The organism is Psychrobacter sp. H27, assembly GCF_059072655.1.
The window spans coordinates 750,221-768,630 of sequence record NZ_JCACRX010000001.1; the positions used below are offsets into that span (position 1 = coordinate 750,221).

16 protein-coding genes are annotated in these 18,410 nt (G+C 44.8%); 7 read left to right on the forward strand and 9 right to left on the reverse strand.

Annotation, left to right across the window (positions count from 1 at the left end; genetic code table 11):
- Positions 1–45: 45 nt before the first annotated feature.
- The 5 genes from AC5JPY_RS02880 to AC5JPY_RS02900 form a co-directional block, all read right to left on the reverse strand.
- Positions 46–900, reverse strand: coding sequence for an HpcH/HpaI aldolase/citrate lyase family protein (locus AC5JPY_RS02880; RefSeq protein ID WP_493852051.1), 855 nt, complete (start codon positions 898–900; stop codon positions 46–48).
- 107 nt (positions 901–1,007) lie between these two features.
- Positions 1,008–1,772 (reverse strand): SDR family oxidoreductase, encoded by a 765-nt coding sequence (locus AC5JPY_RS02885; protein WP_493852052.1) that lies wholly within the window; start codon positions 1,770–1,772, stop codon positions 1,008–1,010.
- Positions 1,773–1,979: 207 nt separating this feature from the next.
- Entirely contained in the window at positions 1,980–2,774 is a 795-nt protein-coding gene (locus tag AC5JPY_RS02890) for an SDR family NAD(P)-dependent oxidoreductase (RefSeq protein WP_493852053.1), read from the reverse strand.
- A 3-nt stretch (positions 2,775–2,777) separates the two neighbouring features.
- Positions 2,778–3,785 (reverse strand): NADP-dependent oxidoreductase, encoded by a 1,008-nt coding sequence (locus AC5JPY_RS02895; protein WP_493852054.1) that lies wholly within the window; start codon positions 3,783–3,785, stop codon positions 2,778–2,780.
- A gap of 22 nt (positions 3,786–3,807) precedes the next feature.
- Entirely contained in the window at positions 3,808–5,613 is a 1,806-nt protein-coding gene (locus AC5JPY_RS02900) for an acyl-CoA dehydrogenase family protein (protein ID WP_493852055.1), read from the reverse strand.
- Positions 5,614–5,795: 182 nt separating this feature from the next.
- Here AC5JPY_RS02900 and AC5JPY_RS02905 point away from each other — a divergent pair, with 182 nt between their 5' ends.
- Entirely contained in the window at positions 5,796–6,818 is a 1,023-nt protein-coding gene (locus AC5JPY_RS02905; RefSeq protein ID WP_493852056.1) for a GlxA family transcriptional regulator, read from the forward strand.
- Between the two features lie 95 nt (positions 6,819–6,913).
- Here the strand turns inward: AC5JPY_RS02905 and AC5JPY_RS02910 are convergent, their stop codons facing one another.
- Positions 6,914–8,188 carry an LD-carboxypeptidase gene (locus AC5JPY_RS02910; RefSeq protein WP_493852057.1) on the reverse strand — a complete coding sequence of 425 codons (1,275 nt, stop codon included), beginning with the start codon at positions 8,186–8,188 and terminating at the stop codon, positions 6,914–6,916.
- A gap of 263 nt (positions 8,189–8,451) precedes the next feature.
- Between AC5JPY_RS02910 and AC5JPY_RS02915 the strand changes: the two genes are divergently transcribed.
- Positions 8,452–8,964 (forward strand): YkvA family protein, encoded by a 513-nt coding sequence (locus AC5JPY_RS02915; RefSeq protein ID WP_493852058.1) that lies wholly within the window; start codon positions 8,452–8,454, stop codon positions 8,962–8,964.
- 159 nt (positions 8,965–9,123) lie between these two features.
- On the opposite strand, the gene AC5JPY_RS02920 is transcribed toward AC5JPY_RS02915, so the two are convergent.
- Both AC5JPY_RS02920 and AC5JPY_RS02925 read right to left on the reverse strand, forming a co-directional pair.
- Positions 9,124–9,429 carry a hypothetical protein gene (locus AC5JPY_RS02920; protein WP_319050473.1) on the reverse strand — a complete coding sequence of 102 codons (306 nt, stop codon included), beginning with the start codon at positions 9,427–9,429 and terminating at the stop codon, positions 9,124–9,126.
- 100 nt (positions 9,430–9,529) lie between these two features.
- The gene (locus AC5JPY_RS02925) at positions 9,530–10,075 is read right to left on the reverse strand and encodes a hypothetical protein (RefSeq protein WP_493852059.1); all 546 of its coding nucleotides are present in this window, start codon (positions 10,073–10,075) and stop codon (positions 9,530–9,532) included.
- Between the two features lie 391 nt (positions 10,076–10,466).
- Between AC5JPY_RS02925 and dnaQ the strand changes: the two genes are divergently transcribed.
- From dnaQ to nudC, 3 genes are all read left to right on the forward strand, one after another.
- Positions 10,467–12,077: a DNA polymerase III subunit epsilon gene (dnaQ, locus tag AC5JPY_RS02930; protein ID WP_493852060.1), complete on the forward strand. Its 1,611-nt coding sequence runs from the start codon at positions 10,467–10,469 to the stop codon at positions 12,075–12,077.
- Positions 12,078–12,336: 259 nt separating this feature from the next.
- Positions 12,337–14,019: a hypothetical protein gene (locus tag AC5JPY_RS02935; RefSeq protein ID WP_319050476.1), complete on the forward strand. Its 1,683-nt coding sequence runs from the start codon at positions 12,337–12,339 to the stop codon at positions 14,017–14,019.
- 136 nt (positions 14,020–14,155) lie between these two features.
- Positions 14,156–15,076, forward strand: coding sequence for an NAD(+) diphosphatase (gene nudC, locus AC5JPY_RS02940; RefSeq protein ID WP_493852061.1), 921 nt, complete (start codon positions 14,156–14,158; stop codon positions 15,074–15,076).
- A 52-nt stretch (positions 15,077–15,128) separates the two neighbouring features.
- Here the strand turns inward: nudC and AC5JPY_RS02945 are convergent, their stop codons facing one another.
- Positions 15,129–16,058, reverse strand: a complete 930-nt coding sequence (locus AC5JPY_RS02945) for a DMT family transporter (protein ID WP_493852062.1) — start codon at positions 16,056–16,058, stop codon at positions 15,129–15,131.
- A gap of 93 nt (positions 16,059–16,151) precedes the next feature.
- On the opposite strand from AC5JPY_RS02945, the gene AC5JPY_RS02950 reads away from it, so the two are divergent.
- Positions 16,152–17,042: a LysR family transcriptional regulator gene (locus AC5JPY_RS02950; RefSeq protein ID WP_443526309.1), complete on the forward strand. Its 891-nt coding sequence runs from the start codon at positions 16,152–16,154 to the stop codon at positions 17,040–17,042.
- 408 nt (positions 17,043–17,450) lie between these two features.
- The gene (locus AC5JPY_RS02955; protein WP_493852063.1) at positions 17,451–18,338 is read left to right on the forward strand and encodes an RnfABCDGE type electron transport complex subunit B; all 888 of its coding nucleotides are present in this window, start codon (positions 17,451–17,453) and stop codon (positions 18,336–18,338) included.
- Positions 18,339–18,410 lie beyond the last annotated feature (72 nt).

Genomic DNA, 18,410 nt, shown 5'->3' on the forward strand with positions numbered 1-18,410 from the left:
GTATGGATAGATGTCATCCATGATATCGTATTATAGATTTGCCTGCTACTTTGCCAGTAGCTGGTTCAATAGTTGACGACTGCGTGCAATCACTGGTGCATCCACCATTTCTCCCTCTATTTTGAACACTGCCCGCCCGCTGCGCTCGTACTCATCCACCACACGCTGAGCAAAGGATAGCACCTCAGCTGCTGGCCGTAATGCCTGCTGGACGACATCCACTTGTTTGGGATGAATACATAGCATTCCTGATAGGCCCATCTGTGACCAGAGCTGCACTCGCGCGCTCAGCCCTATTTCATCTTTAAAATCAGGATAAATAGTATCGATAGGCGGTGACAACTGATGTACTGTTGACGTTAGAATGAGTTGATAACGAATCTGATTGGCGATAGTATCCGCAGCAGCTGTCCCTACTTGCACCTGCAGATCATTACACAAATCTAAAAACCCATAGCTAAATGCCACTAACCCAACTGCCTTTGCCATGCTATCGATTTGGTATAACCCAACAGCACTCTCAATCAATGCGATGACAGGTAAGCTTGTGACCTGATGTACACTATTAATGTCTTCTGCTTTCTCAGCTTTGGCTAATACCACACCTGCTAAGTGTGGCATTAGCTGACACAGTACAACATCTTTGAAGAACGCTTCACTGCCTGCCTTGTTGATACGTACCCAAATCGGCTGATAACCTGCACTATTATGATATTGCCGTAATGATTCACGTGCGAATGCTTTATCCTCTGGAGCTACCGCATCTTCTAAATCTACAATGACCGCATCTGCACCACTAGTAAAGGCTTTGTCTACTCTATCGATTCGAGTCGCTGGTACAAACAACCATGTTTTGTTTTGAGAAATGGCATGTACACGGTCATTGTTCATCGATCCCATACTGCACTCCTTTTATAGTTCATCAAAAATTGAATGAGAAAAACCGCATGAGCATTAGTCTCATACGGTTTTCGATAGTAACAATCTTTTGACTGACGTCATGTTAATTAAGCCAGCATACCACCATCGACAACAATAGTTGCACCAGTCGTATAGCTTGAAGCATCCGATACCAGATACAGTACTGTACCTGCCATCTCATCAGGGTCAGCCACACGTCCGAGCGGAATCGAGTGTAATGCCATTTTCAAGACTTTATCGTTAGTCGTCAAGGCCGAGGCAAATTTGGTATCGGTCAAGCCTGGCAATAACGCATTGACACGGATATTGAGTGGACCACATTCTTTGGCAAATGCTTTGGTCATACTAATGACTGCGGCTTTGGTGATTGAATAGATCCCTTGCTTGTCCCCTGCTACTAAGCCGTTGACGGATGCTGTGTTTAAAATCACACCGCCGCCCTGCTCTTTCATCATTTTGCCAGCAGCCGTTGACATAAAGAAGTAACCACGAATATTCACTTCAACGGTTTTGTCAAAAGCGGCTAAATCTGTGTCTAAGATATGACCATAGTATGGGTTGGCTGCGGCGTTATTGACCAAAATATCGATTTGACCAAACTCGCTTTTGATATGTGCAAACGTCGCGTCGATTTGCTCCATATCGCCCACATGACAAGCAAAAGCGCTTGCTTTATGACCATCAGCGACAATGCTATCGGCGACTGCTTGGCAAGCGTCGATTTTGCGACTAGAGACGATGACATGCGCGCCTCTAGAAGCCAGTAAGCGTGCAATAGATTCACCAATACCACGGCTAGCGCCAGTTACTAGGGCAACCTTGCCTGTTAAATCAAATAAATCTTTCATCATTATTCCTTATATTTTTAGATATTTTATACGTGTGAGATTCACTGCTATACATAACTGTTATACCTATTAGTAGCTAAAGTCATTTAGTTACTGAGCTTGTATGTTTGAGCTTATATATTCAAGCCTCATTCACTGAACGCAGATAATCGCTGTCATACATAACAGCGATTATTGAGCACTGATGAGCAAACCACAAGCGCTCAACGATTACGCTAGCATACCACCATCTAGGGTGAATGCATGACCGTTCATAAAGCTACTCTCATCACTAGCAAGCCACGCAATCGCACTAGAGATCTCGTCAACGTTTCCTAAGCGGCGCAGTGGACTCGCTTTGATAGTTGCTTGCTGCGTACGCTCATCCATAGACGCCATAGTATTGCGTACCATGGGCGTATCGATGAAGCTTGGGCAGACCGCATTAAAACGAATATTGGCGCGAGCGTATTCATGGGCTGCTGATTTGGTGAGACCCATAACTCCGTGTTTGGCAGCACTATAAGCTGAAATCATAGGTGCTGAGCGTAGACCTGCAATAGATGCTACGTTAATCACATGGCCACCGCCACTTGGTAACATACACTTAACCGCGGCACGCATACAGTGCCAAACGCCTTTTAGGTTTACAGCAATATTACGATCAAAATCATCATCACTCAGCTCATGCATCGGTGATGGCTTATGATCGATGCCAGCATTGTTTACCACCACGTCTAGACCACCAAGCGTTTCCATAGCAAAGTCAAACAACGCGCGCACTTCATCACCGCTAGTCACATCTACTTTTTTGAAGACAATACTATTGCCAGCGTCTTGACCTTGCTGCGCAACAGCAGCGCCCATCTCTTCTGCCATATCTCCGATGACCACTTTTGCGCCGCGACTGGCTAACAGCAATGCACTTGCGGCACCAATTCCTGAGGCACCACCCGTTATCAAAACTCGCTTTCCAGCTACATTACTAGCTACGTCTGATGCAATTCCATTTGTATTTGGTGTCATGATCTATCCCTCTACCTTAAGTACTAGTTTGCCGAAGTTTTCACCGTTAAAGAGCATCATAAGCGTATCAGGGAACGTCTCGATACCCTCAACAATATGGTCTTTTACTTTCATATCGCCTGACTGAATCCAGCCAGCAATTTCTTTCATAGCGATTGGATATTCTTTGATATTATCGAACACCACGATGCCTTCCATACGAGCACGATTGACCAATAATGACAGATAGTTCGATGGCCCTTTTACTTCTGTGGTGTTGTTATATTGGCTAATGGCACCACAAATAACGATACGAGCATGTAGGTTAATTTTGGTCAGCACATCATTTAAAATATCACCGCCAACGTTGTCAAAATAGACATCAACGCCATTTGGACAGGTTTTCTTCAGTGCTTTTTTTACGTCTTCGTTTTTGTAATCAATCGTCGCATCAAACCCAAGCTCATCGACTAAGAATTTGCATTTCTCAGCACCACCTGCGATACCAACGACGCGGCAGCCTTTAATCTTGGCAATTTGACCGACCAAGCTACCAACGGCACCAGCGGCACCTGATACCACTACCGTCTCACCTGCTTTTGGCTGACCCGTCTTTAGCAGACCAAAATACCCTGTCATACCTGGCATACCGAGCACGCCCAGGTAATAGGACAACGGCGCTAGGTTGGGATAGACTTTGTGCAAACCAGTACCATCACTTACCGCATACGACTGCACGCCATTATGTCCTGCCACATAGTCACCGACAGCGAACTTTTCATGTTTGCTCTCGATCACTTCACCGACCGTACCACCGCGCATCACATCACCAATCTGTACCGGCTCGATATAGGATTTTGCATCATTTAGCCAGCCGCGCATAGCAGGGTCGATAGAAATATAGTCAATTCTAATCAGTAATTGACCGTCACTGATAGTCGGTATTTCTGTTTCGGTATAATCCCAAGTCTCAGCGCTTGGTGCACCAACAGGTCTTGCTTTTAGGCGCCATTGTTTGTTTATCGTTGTCATGTCTCTTTCCTTAGAGTTGTTCTTAGAACCAATCCGCTTGCATATCAGTACAAACAGCGTTGGTGTTGGTTAAAATCTCGATATCACGCTTGATTAATGGCAGCTCCCAATCTATGAAATACTTAGCGGCTTGTATCTTGCCCTTATAAAAGTTCTGCTGCTCAGTATCTTGGGTAGTGCTTAATAGCTGCTCAGCCTTACTGGCTTGGCGAATCCAAATCCAGCTCAATACGATTGAGGCAAAGATATTCATCAATGCTTGGGCATTACCAGTAAGCGTTAATGCGTCTTCTGTCTGCAACACTTTGCTTAGATGTACCAGCACTTCGTGTAGATGACCCATATAAGGTGTCAGTTTACCTGCAAGCGCTGCACTCTCAGGCGTGGTGATGCTCTCTAGGTCTTGGGTGATTTCACGCTTTAGGATTTGAATACCCAAACCACCTTTTTGCCACAACTTACGAAATGACAAATCTAAGGCCTGTACACCATTTGTGCCTTCATGAATCGGATTTAGGCGATTGTCACGCCAAAACTGCTCAGCATGATATTCACGCGTATAGCCTGCGCCGCCCAACACTTGGATACCCAAATCATTAGCTTTAGGACCATACTCAGATGGCCATGCTTTTAGTACTGGCGTGAGAAGATCTAACAATTCGGTTAGCTCATTTTTTAGCGTTTCGTCTGCACAGGTATTGATACGGTCGATTAGGTTTGAACCGTATAGGCAGAGAGAAATACCACCCTCAGAATAAGCTTTTTGTGCCAGTAGCATGCGTTTTACATCGCCGTGCTGAATGATAGCAGTCGCATCATCTTCAGGCTTGTTATTCGGTGCAATCCGACCTTGGGTACGGTCTTTGGCATAATCTAGCGAATACTGATAGCCGCGATAGCCGATCATCGACGCACCAAAACCAACAGCGATACGCGCCTCATTCATCATCTTAAACATATAACGTAGGCCAAAGTGCTCATCACCAATCAGATAACCATAGCACTCGCCTTCATCACCGAAGCTCAATGCCGTAGAAGTCGCCCCTCTATACCCAAGCTTATGAATCAGTCCTGTCAGATGCACATCGTTACGCTCGCCAACAGACAAGTCATCGTTCAAGCGATATTTCGGTACGGCAAATAAAGAGATGCCTTTGACCCCGCCTGGACCGCCTGGGATTTTGGCCAATACCAAATGCACGATATTGTCAGACAGTTCGTGATCGCCGCCTGAGATATAAATTTTGCTACCTTTGACTCGATATGAGCCGTCGTCTTGTTTGACTGCGGTGGTCTTGATATCAGCAAGTGATGAACCAGCATGTGGCTCTGTCAGCGCCATGGTTCCAGTGAACTCACCTGTTAGCATACGCGGCATAAAGGCAGCTTTGATCTCTTCGCTAGCAAAATGGGAGATAACGTTGATTGCGGCAGTGGTCAAAAATGGATAAGCCGTTGTCGACGGGTTTGCTGCCATAAAGTAGCCTGCCACGGCAGTCATGACGGTTTCAGGCAATTGCATGCCACCATCTTCGAAACTATAACGACCGGCGATAAAGCCAGATTCGCGAAACGCATCAAAAGCAACTTTGACATCGCTTATCATGCTGACTTTTTTGCCATCGAACTGCGGCTCGTCTTTGTCTGCAATATGATTGTGCGGCAAAAACAAATCGGTTGCGATTTTGTTTGCGGTCTCTAATACTGCGTCAAACGTCTCGCGGCTATGTTCTGAAAACTTTGAGTGCTCGGTGAGTGTCTCAGTACCTAGTACGTCATACAACTGGAACGGTAACTCAAAATCATTGAGGAGGGTATCTGCTGCCATAGTATTCTCGCTAACGAATTAAATGTGGTTATCAATTGATATTAATCTAATTTAACCTGCCTCCGTATTGTCATTTATGACATAATTATGGTCAAATAAGACAGATATGGCGTACACAGTTGGACAAAAACACCAACCAAACGGCTGTTTTGGTACATATATCAATGGAGAATTAGTGACTGATGCCTTACTTCAAACCTTTTAAAATGATTATCCTCGGCTTCGATGGCGTACTTGGTAGTGTCCTCTCTGGCGCATTGGATTTATTTTCGTTTACAGGCGTCAGCTGGCAACGGTTCTCAAATGAGTCTGTAGAGCCTCGGTTTAACGTGCAGATAGCAAGTCTAGGCGGCGGGGATATCAGATGTAGTAACCGTTTGATCATGCAAGCTCACTGCGATATTCAAGATGTGACAGAGTGCGATTTATTGCTCGTCCCTACTATTGGAGATTCTATTGACAAAGTATTGACGCAAAACAGCGAGCTGCTGCCACACCTAGTGCGGCTTGCAAATACCAATGCTGATATTGCGAGTAATTGTAGCGGGGCGTTTTTTTTGGCAAAGGCAGGATTATTGGACCACAAGGTAGCCACCACTCATTGGGGCTATGCCAACAAATTTAAAGCAGATTTTCCACTGGTCGATTTGCAAGAAAACCAGTTTGTCACACAGTCAAGAAGTCAGTCGAGTACTCAATCAGGCAATATATTCTGTGCGGCAGGTGGTAGTGCTTTTTATGACCTAGGGCTTTTACTAATAGAGCGCTACTGTGGCCGTGAGATGTCTACGCAAGTGGCAAAGACCCAAATTATCGATAGTAAAAGAGGCAGTCAAAACAGCTATACCAATGTGACTTTGCACAAACCACATTCGGATCATTTGATTAAACAAGTCCAAGACTACATAGAAGAAAACTTCCGCCAACCGTTACAGATTAGTAGCCTAGCTGCCATGGTCAACATCACACCGCGGACGTTGAACAGACGCTTTCAGTCTTGCGTCGCGATGCGACCGATTGAGTATATTCAGGCTGTCAGAATCGAACAGGCCAAACGCTTACTAGAATTGGGTGATGTCTCAATAAAATCACTGGCCTATCAAGTTGGTTATGAGGACATCTCGTCATTTACCCGACTATTTAAACGTGCAACAGAGCTCACCCCCAAAGAATATCAAGATAAGTTCTCGCGACTGGCGATTTAGTAATGCTAATGACTATTGGTTTAAAGTTAGTAGTGAGAGACTAATGCCCAATGCTTAGTATAAATACTAAGTACTTAGTGCTGAGCGCTCAAGGTTTAAGCAGGCTGCCATAAGCCCTCTACATGAATAGCGTCAGCCTTGATAGTTGGATAGTCGCTAAATGCCAACTGATAGCCACCATCTGTATCAGGGCTGAGCTGGCACGTGGCACCAAGTGGGAAGCTGTGCTTTTGACCGATATGACCAAAACGCATACCACTATAAACCGGCAATCCTGTTAGTTCATGCAATTGGCGAATGACTGTGGCAACATCATAGCGCTTGTCATAACTGTCCTCGCCTGCACCAGACAACGCCCCAAATACAATCGCTTGTTGATGTTTAAAGACACCTGCTAGGTACAAATCATACAACATACGCTCAATACGATATGCCTGCTCCCCCACGTCTTCTAAGAACACAATACCACCATCAATGTGAGGCAGATACTCACTACCTGCCAATGCAGATACCACGCTCAAATTACCACCCCAGATAGTACCCGTTATTGGTTTTGGCTCACCGCTAGCTAAGATACTAGGCAAATTCTGACTGGTCAAAGATGCGTCTTGTATGCTGATGGTTAAGCGAGGATTGATTAGCGCTTCGGCAAACTGCCGACAACTGACGTGGTCGGGCGCTGATTTGCCAAACTCACTATAGAGCATGGGGGCCGCCAGCGAGCTCATTGACCCTTTTGCCAGTAATGCACACTGAAGAGCTGTCACATCGCTAAACCCTGCGAGTATCGTGCCGCGCTCTTTTGTGATACGCCCAAGTGTTACCCAATCAACCATGGGCAATAGTCGCATCGCACCATAACCACCGCGGACACCAAGTAGGAGTTTTGGTGCCGCTATCGCACCAGTGGCTATATTTTGAAAGTCACTTGCCCGCTGAGAGTCTGTACCCGAAAAGCGCAAATACTGACGATTGGTAATGGTAGGGTTGTTTACCTTAAACCCAGCACAAGCCATACGATCCAATGCCAACTGGTTGCGATCGCTACTGCCGCCCACATTGGAGCTGGCAAAAATTCGTGTCTCAATGGTTGGGGTAATACAGCGCGTTTGGGTTAGTGACGACTGTGAGGGTAATGATGGCTGCTCACCCGATAATGCCATCGGTAAATCATCTTTGGTCAGCTGCGATATATTATTAGCATCGGCAGTACTCGCGGCAAGTACTTGAGAGATGCCTTGAGTCGCTAATGCTGCTGTGCCTGCACCGATACCCACGTGACGCAAAAACTGCCGGCGGTTTAATCTGGTGCTGATACTAGTCGCTAGTTTTGAGCGCTCATTTTTAGCTAATAGAGTGTTTGAACCCATACGTTACTACTGCCTATATACTTTTATTTTTGTTGTTTATCTATGCTGTGCGATTTTGTACTGATATATATTTATCGCAAGACATACTTATGTCCATACCCGTTACTATAGTCGTGCGCTCATATTGTAACGTATCTCACCAGCAGCCAAGTTGCCCAACCTTTACCTATATTTACTTTTTCGCTACCGAGACACACAATATAGGTCGATTGGATTTGTTACTGTAAATACGAATTCATCGAAAATAATAAAAGGCAAAATTTATGTTTAATAAAAAAACAGACAAAAACAAAGCGCTTGACTCTAATTTGGAATATTTACTCAGTAAAGAAAGCAAACTAAAAGAAAAGCTAGAAGACAGCGGATACCTTGAACCTTTTAGTGATGATCTAATGCTATTTATGAGTCTTGTCAAAGATTATTATAAAGGTGATTACCGTAAAATTCCTTTTAAGACCATTTCAGCTGGCGTTGTTGGTGCGATATATACGCTAAACCCAATTGATTTGATTCCTGATTCTATTCCATTCATCGGTCATATCGATGATGCACTGGTACTTAGATTTTGCTTAAAACAAGCCAAAAAAGATCTGCAAAAATACAAAGAATGGAAGCAAGAACAATCAGATGCCAAAGCTAAATCAGAGGCCAAAAAATACGCCGATAAAAATAGTAACGATGAGGCTGGTACTGATAAAGAAACTAACAGTGATAAGAAAGATGGTGACAAGAAAGACAGTGATGAAAACAGCGCCGACCTAAAAAAAGCCTCATAACTGTTAATCAATTAATCCAAGCAATCAACCGATCAAGTTTTACAGCGTACTAAACGCTTATAAGACTGTAGTATCGAATAAGCTGATAAACCAAAGCCACGACCGTTCATCTAAGATTCGGTCGTGGCTTTTTGCTGCCAGCCCACCTACTGGCATGCTTTAATCAGGGACATCGTATCTCGCTTTCTCTGGATTGAGTCCGAACGAATAGACAAAGGTCGCCACCAAACTATTGATAATAATAAAAGGTAAATCAATCAAAGCATGACCAAGTGCATAACGACCAATCAACCACGAAACAATGAGCATAATGATAAAAAACCCACCCAAATATGCCAAAATAGCAGGGTGCTTTAGATTATAGGGCTGTTCAGGTGTCGGCTGTTTTTCTAATACATAGGTTCTTATCGCCCAACCCGCTGCATAAGAAAACCCGCCTAACACGACATAACTGAAAAAATTCATATTGCTTAACTCTAATGGTATGACTGTTTATAGCAAAATACGGTTTTAAGATACGATCTAAAAATACTGTCTTTAATCAATAATGCTGATGGAAACCGTTTTAGATACTCTCATTGACATTATCGATAATAATATCAGCATGGGGATTGCCTAAAATATCCGTATTGATATCATCACACTCTACTCGGTAGATAGTGTTGGCACCTCGGTAAATATAAGACAAGTACTCACTGTCTAACAGCGGGTCGATATTTGCATAGGAGGACTTGACATGGGCCAGTACCAGCACTCGATCAGGACGACCAATGACTGCATCGACATTATCGGGATCAATAGAGAAAAACTGCGGTATATTACTATTGTCAATCACCTCTAATGTCTCAGGATTATCCCAAACACGTTTGGCTGTGGCCGGCTCTTTCATCTGCATCACCCAAGCGCCTTCTTGTTGACTAACCTTTATCTGGGCAGGCTCGTCTTGGCTCACGGTATAGCAACCCTCAAAGACAGACAGGTCTGTCGCAACCTCACTATCTGCTTGAGTACTGCTATCATTACAAGCACTCAAAAAGAGCGCGCTACTGGCAGTCACACTGAGCATCAGATACGTCAGTCTTTTATAAGAAATGTTTGAGCGTAAGGACATAATAGGGTTACCCTGCAGTTATGTATTAGAAGCTGTCTTTGAGCGAATCATTATTGCATAATCATCAAAGCAACGTTGTCAAAGCAGTACCAAGGAGCCATCTAGAATCAGTTACCTATAACTGGTTCTAGGTAACTTGATTTCGCTACTTTTTGCTATGGCGCTTTTGTGTGATGTTGCTGGCAGTACGCTAATGTTATTTTAACAGAAAACAATCAGGTTACTATTATGTTGTGAGTAGACAGAAGGGTTTTGCGATTTTGTGCGTGGTGATTGCCCCTATTTATTATAGATTTGCTATACTCACAACGTCAGCACTTGGTACATATAGCATGAACAAGATGCTTTAGCACAATGCTATGCCCATCCTTTATCAGGTCAATATTCTTTTATGTCAGACAACGGTAGTAACCCTATGCCATCCATCACAGACAATGCGACCAATCCACTAGCCGCCAAAGCAAATACCACCGTCGCCTATACTGATGGCGCCTGCAAAGGTAATCCTGGCGCTGGCGGTTGGGGCGCGCATCTCATATTCAGTGATGGCAATACACAAGACCTATATGGCGGCGATAAAGAAACCACCAACAACCGCATGGAGCTAATGGGTGCGATACAGGCCCTAACTCATAGTCCGCATGAGCAGAGGCTTGAGATTTGGACAGACTCCAGTTATGTCCAAAAAGGCATCACCGAATGGATTGAAGGTTGGAAGAAAAAAGGCTGGAAAACAGCCAGCAAAAAGCCCGTCGCGAACAAAGACCTATGGCAGCAACTAGATAAACTGTGCCAGATGCGCGATGTGAGCTGGCACTGGGTCAAAGGTCATGCTGGACATGCAGGTAACGAAAAAGCAGATGAGCTGGCAAATTTAGGAGTCACATCAAATAGCGGTCATACAGCAATAGCCGAATCGGACAGCACTAAAAAAAAAGACCACGTGACGTCTGTTAAGACCCAGAACTCATCTAATGATGATTGGCTGAAGTTCGACCCATTGGGTTTAGATATGGCAGACGATGAGTATGAAGAAGACATATTAGAGGATGAGTCGCAGGTTTATGACTCCCATCAAGCTACTACCACAAATAAAGATGATCGTGCGCTGGCTACGCATCATCACAGCAATATCAACACCAATACCCCGACGATTATCAATGATATGCCAGAGGTCAAAACATCTATGACTGATACCACCATAAATAGCGAAACGATGAGTATAGATCCTGATGCTCCTAAGTTTGATGGGGATACGAGCCGTGCCAACCCTCATTTCAAACCGCTGCTACCAAAACCAATACATCGTCATGAGGCAGATCGCCAGCTCATTATGGATACGGAGACCACAGGACTTGATGCCCTAAAAGGTGACCGAGTCATTGAAGTGGGTATCGTAGAGATGGTTGGACGTAAATTCACTGGTGAGAAACTACACGTCTACATCAACCCGCAGCGCGGTATGGATGAGGAAGTCATTCGTATTCATGGTATCTCTGAGGCATTCTTGACCGATAAGCCTACTTTTGATCAAGTGGCACAGGCCTTATATGATTTCATGGATGGCGCTGAGATTATCGCTCATAACGCCACGTTTGATATGAACTTCTTAAATATGGAGTTTGCGAAAGTTGGTTTGAATGACTTTGCCAATCGGGTACAAGTCACTGACTCTTTGGTCATGGCAAAGCAGCAATACCCAGGGCAAAAAAACACCCTAGATGCCCTAGTGCGTCGCCTAAACGTTGGCAAGCAAGACCGTACCTTTCACGGTGCCTTACTGGATTCAGAGATTTTAGCCGAAGTGTATTTGGCAATGACAGGTGGACAGGTCACCCTCGCCATTGAAGAGGACACTCAAGCAGATGGTGGACAGACCGCTCATGCAAATTTCGCTGATTTGGCAAATTTATTGCTAGCATCATCTACAGACGAGACCGCCAATCAAAGCTGGTATAGCGCTTTGGCAGAAGACTACCCTGCACTCAACGCCAATCTCTAGCTGATGTCTAGTTGACGTTTGGCAGCTGATGGTCGTTAACTCAGCGCAAACAAATATAGGCAGTCAAGTGCCGAAGCACGATGCATACTGTAAACAAAATTGTCTAATATTCTGTTGCCGTCGACTGACTCCACATCGACAATTGTACAATATAGTCTTGATTATTATTAAATAAAACGTTAAAACATCACTAACAACTATTTTATAATTCGAATTTATACCATTGTTATTCTCATCAGTACATTATGGAAAAATACTTATGGACCAGTCTGCGCAAATGAAGTTAACCGCCCCTACGCTTAGTGTTACTGATTTTAATCTACCCTCCCTTCATTTGTTGCATGATGAGGTTGTCGCCACACTTAAGGATACTGAGATTCACTTAAGTGAGTTCAACGACGATAACAGTCAAGCCCCTTTATTATTAGACTCTATTGGTGTCCTAAAACAGCTGTCCCGTATTTTTAAACTGATCTCTTTAGTCGGTGCAGAGCTGTTGAACGATGCCATCGTTGATGGTCTACAGCGTCTTTATGATAGTGGCGATAATAATGATGTCGATCTAATCATGGATCTATCAGAAGCCATCATGACGTTGGATCGCTATATCGAGTTTGTCCTACTAACTGAATCGGTAGAGCCGACTTTATTATTACCCGTGGTCAACAAGCTTAATGCTCACGGGCAGAAACCGCCTATGGTGGTCGAAGACTTTGCTGCCTTTGGCAGCAGTAGCGTCATTATCGCCAATCCGGAACAAAATTTCGAACCGCTCAGCTCACTTAATTTGGATACAGAACTACTCACTGATGCGTATCGCAGTGGTCTTGGAGTAGCGCTACTGAATCAAGATGGCGATATCGATGCCAACGAGCAGCAAAGACTCGATGCGATGAGCGCTGCCTGTGCATTGATAGCGTCACAGACCAATAGTTTATTTTGGCAAGCAGCGACGACTGCTGTTACTGATCTTGCAGCGGTTATGCCATTAAGTTTGAGCCAAAAACATACGTTAATTTATTTAGAGCAGCAATTTCACAGCTATTTACCAGTGATGGACACACGCTTTGCTGATTTGGTTAGCTTTGCCTGCCAGCGTGATAGCGCAGCGGCACAGCACTTGCGTGAGCAGTATGCAAGTAACCATTTAGAAGGTACTCAGCTTGATGAAATGAAGCGTTTCTTGTTTGGTCCCAATCGCGCGCTTACCGATACCTTAAATACTATTATTCAAACGCAGATTGGTTCGATCAAAGAAAATGTGGACAGCTATGCACGTGGTGACTCGATCAATCCAATCGATATGCATACCGCACAGATAATCGAAGCTTTGACTGAGCTTAGCTCAGCGCTACGTCTGCTTGGACTGTCAAATGCTGCCAATAGCCTTAGCACCGCAGCAGACGCTGTCAGTCATTGGCAAGCGCCGTCACCAGATGATTTTGACCATTTATTATTGGCATTAATGCATGCAGAGAACGCAGCCATTGCAATGGCAGAGATGCATACACCAGGGGCGATTTATCTACCGCTAAACAACCCTCACATCTCATTGCATCAGCTCAATACAGCCAACGATACGTTGATACAAGAGAGTCGTACTGCTATCGCAAGTGTCGAGCAAGCCATCAATGACTACTTGGCAGAGCCTGAGCGTGATATGTTAAATATTCAAAACGTCCCTGGCATGATGCGTCAAGTCGCAGGTGCAGTACGCTTCTTACAGCTGCCTACTCCTGCTAGTATGCTGAGTCAATTGGCTAACTATATCGAGCAACGTATAGAAAGCGAACGACGCATTGAAGACAGCACATTGGCCTGCATCGCTGATGTCATTATGGCCGTCGATCATCATTTAGATGGCTTTGAGAATAACCGTCCTGTTAGCAAGCAAGCCCTTGATATTGGTCAGCAAAGCCTGAGCCACTTACTTGCTGCGTGATAAAGTGGTCTGAATGTCATGGTTATAACGTTACCGCCATGACATTTATCTTAACTATCATCGATAAGATCATTTACTTTAAATAAGTCTGTATCTAAGCCGATGCAGGTTTATCTCAAACTGTTTGGAAAACTTTATGGCACATGCTTTCGTACTGAGTGGCGACACTGTTCTATGTCGTCAAATGCCAGATGGCTGGTGGCCGTGGCAAATTGAACTGCCCTCAAGTCGCAATAACTCAGATGAGCCTGGTTATCAGGTTGGTCATATCACGCTACACGAAAGCCTGTCGCCGCATCATTGGCTGTCCAACAGTACTGCTGATAACGAAGACGCTCAAACCTTTACTGCCCAAGCAACAACTGCCATGACTTATGATTATGCAGTCGCGCACGGCGTAACGCTGCCTATCATCGCTGAAAGCAGTGATAGTGTATTTGTTCCTTATCGCCAGCTGATGACACATTTGCCAGTTGCTTTGTCAGATCAGATTAGCCAAGCCATACAACTATTGAGCTGGCAAGCAGATACACAATTTTGTAGTCGCTGCGCTAGCCCTACGGTGCATGCCAACCAAGGCGAACGTGCTATGGTTTGTCCTATATGTAGGCTGCGCCAGTATCCTCGCGTACAGCCGTGCGTCATTACTGCTATTACTCGCCCAAACCCAGTGACCGGCGAGCTACAAATCCTATTGGCTCATCACCATCGCCATGGACAGCAAAAACTGCCACCCATGTATGGTTTGATCGCAGGATTCGTAGAAGTTGGAGAGAGTCTAGAGCATGCAGTCGTCCGCGAAGTGGCAGAAGAGGTGCATATTAGCGTTTCAGACATCCGCTATGTGAGCAGTCAACCATGGCCGTTTCCCTCCAACTTAATGCTAGGGTTTCGCGCGTCTTATGCCGATGGTGATATCATCATTCAAGAAGAAGAGTTATCACATGCTGACTTTTTTGATCTATCTAATCTACCCAGAATCCCGCCAAAAGGTAGCATCGCTCGAGATTTGATCGATCAAATTGCTACCGAGCAAGGCGTCTTACTATTAGATTAGAATGCGCTGATATCAGCGTGATGCTGCATTATATTGGGAGTTCTGTAGTGGCTCATGCATTGCGCAAGCCCACACGCTGATACTGCCACTCTACCAGTCTAGGTATCAACAATCCTGCAATCACGATCGCCATGCCTAACAATTGCAAAGCAGTCACTTGCTGACCATAAGCAAACGCGGTGAGCGCGGCAAATACAGGTACAAAATTGAAAAATAGAGAGGCATTGGTAGCGCCTACTTGCTTAACACCAGAAATCCATAGTAGATAGCCACCAACCGTACCAAAGATACCAATGAACATCAGGTCACCAAAGACACTGCGACTGATCGCTAGGCTCTCTTGTATAGGGTGCACATCTGCGCTAAACAGCACCATAAGTGAGATCACTCCAAGCCCTGATAACATACCAACCAAAGTATAAGGAATCATTGGCATCCAGCTACTGATACCTTGGGTCAGATAGGTATATAGACTCCAGCACAACATGCCCAAAAAGATAATTTGATCACCATGATTGAACTCAAACCCTAATAGTTTGGCAAATGCGCCATCGGTCAGTACCAGTAATACCCCAGAGAGACAGACCACCAAACTAAACAATGCGCCTCTCGTAGGGAACTGACGCTGTGCCACAGAACCAATCAAAGAAGTAACCAACGGGCTCAGCGCCATAATCAAGGCGCCGTTGTTGGCATTGGTCTGCGCCAGGCCTGTGAATAGCCCCAAGTTTAAGCCGCCAACACCGATGATAGAGACACCAATCGCCCATGCCCATTGTTTTGGTGTGAGCGTTGGCAGTGGCATGTGCTTGTATTTTGCATAGAGGTACAGACATACCGAGGCAATACCAAAACGCCATACGACCAAAGTCAAGGCATTGACCTCATTCAAAGCGTGTTTGCCAACGGGAAAACTTGCGCCCCAAAAGAACGTGCACAGTAGCAAACACAATACGGCGGTGGTATTCGCTGAACGGCTCATATGACTTCCAAAAAACTTGCGAAAAGATAAGCACCAGTGTATATATTTTAAATACGGTATAAACAAGCAATAACGAGAGCATAGATTCCGAATATGAAATTTAACTACTCCCTTGACGATATGCGCAGCTTTTGTGCGGTTGTACGCTATGGCAGCTTTCGCCAAGCCTCAGTGATGCTTGATATGCCACTATCCACCTTGAGCCGCCGCATTGCCAAATTAGAGACCGATCTGGGACTGAGATTGCTAAATCGTGATGCACATCGTGTTCAGCTGACCCATGCAGGGCAACAATATTATAAAAGCAGTGCTCATCTCTTTGACGAGCTAGAAAATATCGCATCTTGCTTGCTACAAGATAAAGACCAAGCCAAAGGTACTATCAGAATCAGCGCCCCTGTCAACTTTGGTAGTGATATTTTAGCGCCGCATTTCAACGCCTTTTTGAAGCAATATCCAGATATCAACTTAGATTTACGTTTGTCCAATCAAACCATTGATATTGATGCGCAGGCAATTGATATTGCTTTTCGTATTGGTGAGCATAGTGCCGATCATTGGATTGGACGACAGTTGACCCATATTCGTTTTATGATTTGTGCCGCTAGCAATATCGATGTGTCTGATATTCAAGTGCCTAGCGATTTGGCGAAGTATCCTACGGTACTGTGCACGCCTATGTCGACTTGGCATCTACAACATCGTATGACTGGAGAAGTACACACCTACCAGCCCATGAACGATGTACGTCTAAGGGTTGATAATATCAGCCTATTAACTGGAGCTATTGCTGATGGTATCGGTCTAGGCTTTATTCCTGATTATGATGCAAATCCTTTGATTAACTCAGGCAGTTTGCAGTGGGTACTACCTGAATGGAACAATCAGCCAAGAGGCTGCCAGATGCTCTATCGTGACCGTGATAACATGCCTCATCGTATGCATTTATTAATTGATTTTATCCTTAAACGTTTTGGCAAATAAGCGCTACGCAAACACTCGTTTTGTAATACCTATTAGCATTATTAGGTTTGAGCCGATGGCATTAAATTATCATCGTTAGGTTTGGGCTTATACTTTTTGAGGATGCTGTGGCTTTAAGGCAGTGCTGTTTTTTTGGTAATGCTGTCTTTTTAATGTTGCTATCTTGGTATTTGATCATGATGTTTTACGACTGCAAATATGTTAATCTTTTGCGGCGCAAGACAAGAGCGATTATTATAGATTGTGTAGATAAACCGTATAGATAGACTGGTTAGCTATTAAACGTATGATACTGCTAGTTAGACCTGTGATATGTCTATAGCACATCCGGCAAGTCGTTACTTATCTAACTATTGATTCCTATCAGTGACACTACTGATAATGACTGACATTAAGGCCAGTAATACCATGTCTCAGACCGACGACTATCCGCAAGCAGTATCACGTGTCGCTCAACATGCTGAGCAGACACGCTTGGTAGACTTACCGATTTTGTTTAAATCACTACATATCGATACCCTGCCCGCTGAGATACAGACAAAAATTGCACGCGTGGATGCTTGTCTACCGCAAACACAATGCGGACTTTGTGAGCATCCAGACGGATGCTTGCCGTATGCAGCTGCTATCGTATTAGAGGGAGAGGCGTACAACAAATGCGTGCCTGGTGGTCAGCCAGTGACTGACGCGATTGCTCAGACGATTGGGGTAGACACTCAGAGCCATGCCCTGAACGCTGCGCCATCACAGTGGCCGATAGATATGACATCTGGTCGTCCAACAGAGGTTCGTGCGGTCATCCGTGAGGACGACTGTATTGGCTGCACCAAGTGTATCCCAGCGTGCCCAGTCGACGCTATTGTCGGTACGGGCAAACACATGCATACGATCTTTACCGATTTGTGTACGGGCTGCGAGCTGTGTATCGCGCCCTGCCCTGTCGACTGCATCGATCTAGTCACTATTGATCGCGAAGTATCTGCACCTGAAAGACTGGCCGAGCAAGAAGATTTGAGACAGCGCTACCACACGCATCTCAAACGTGTGACAGAGCAATTGGCTGATACCAGCAATAGCAGACCTGTGGTCAGTATGGTCGAGGCCAAACTGAATAATGCAGCGAGCCAGTCTCTAAACATCAGCGAAGCACAAGCAAAAAACACCATTGCAGCTGCCAAACTACGTACCAAAATCAAAAAGTTAGAGAAACAGCTTAGCGTCCGTGCTAATGACAAAAAGCAAGTAGAGCTTGAGGCGCTACAAGCAGAACTCGACTCACTGCAAGTAGCCCTATGATTACGTGATTGATACCTTAATAAGCAATATAACTGGTCTCACTATCATATAATTTTGCATACTCACTTCATT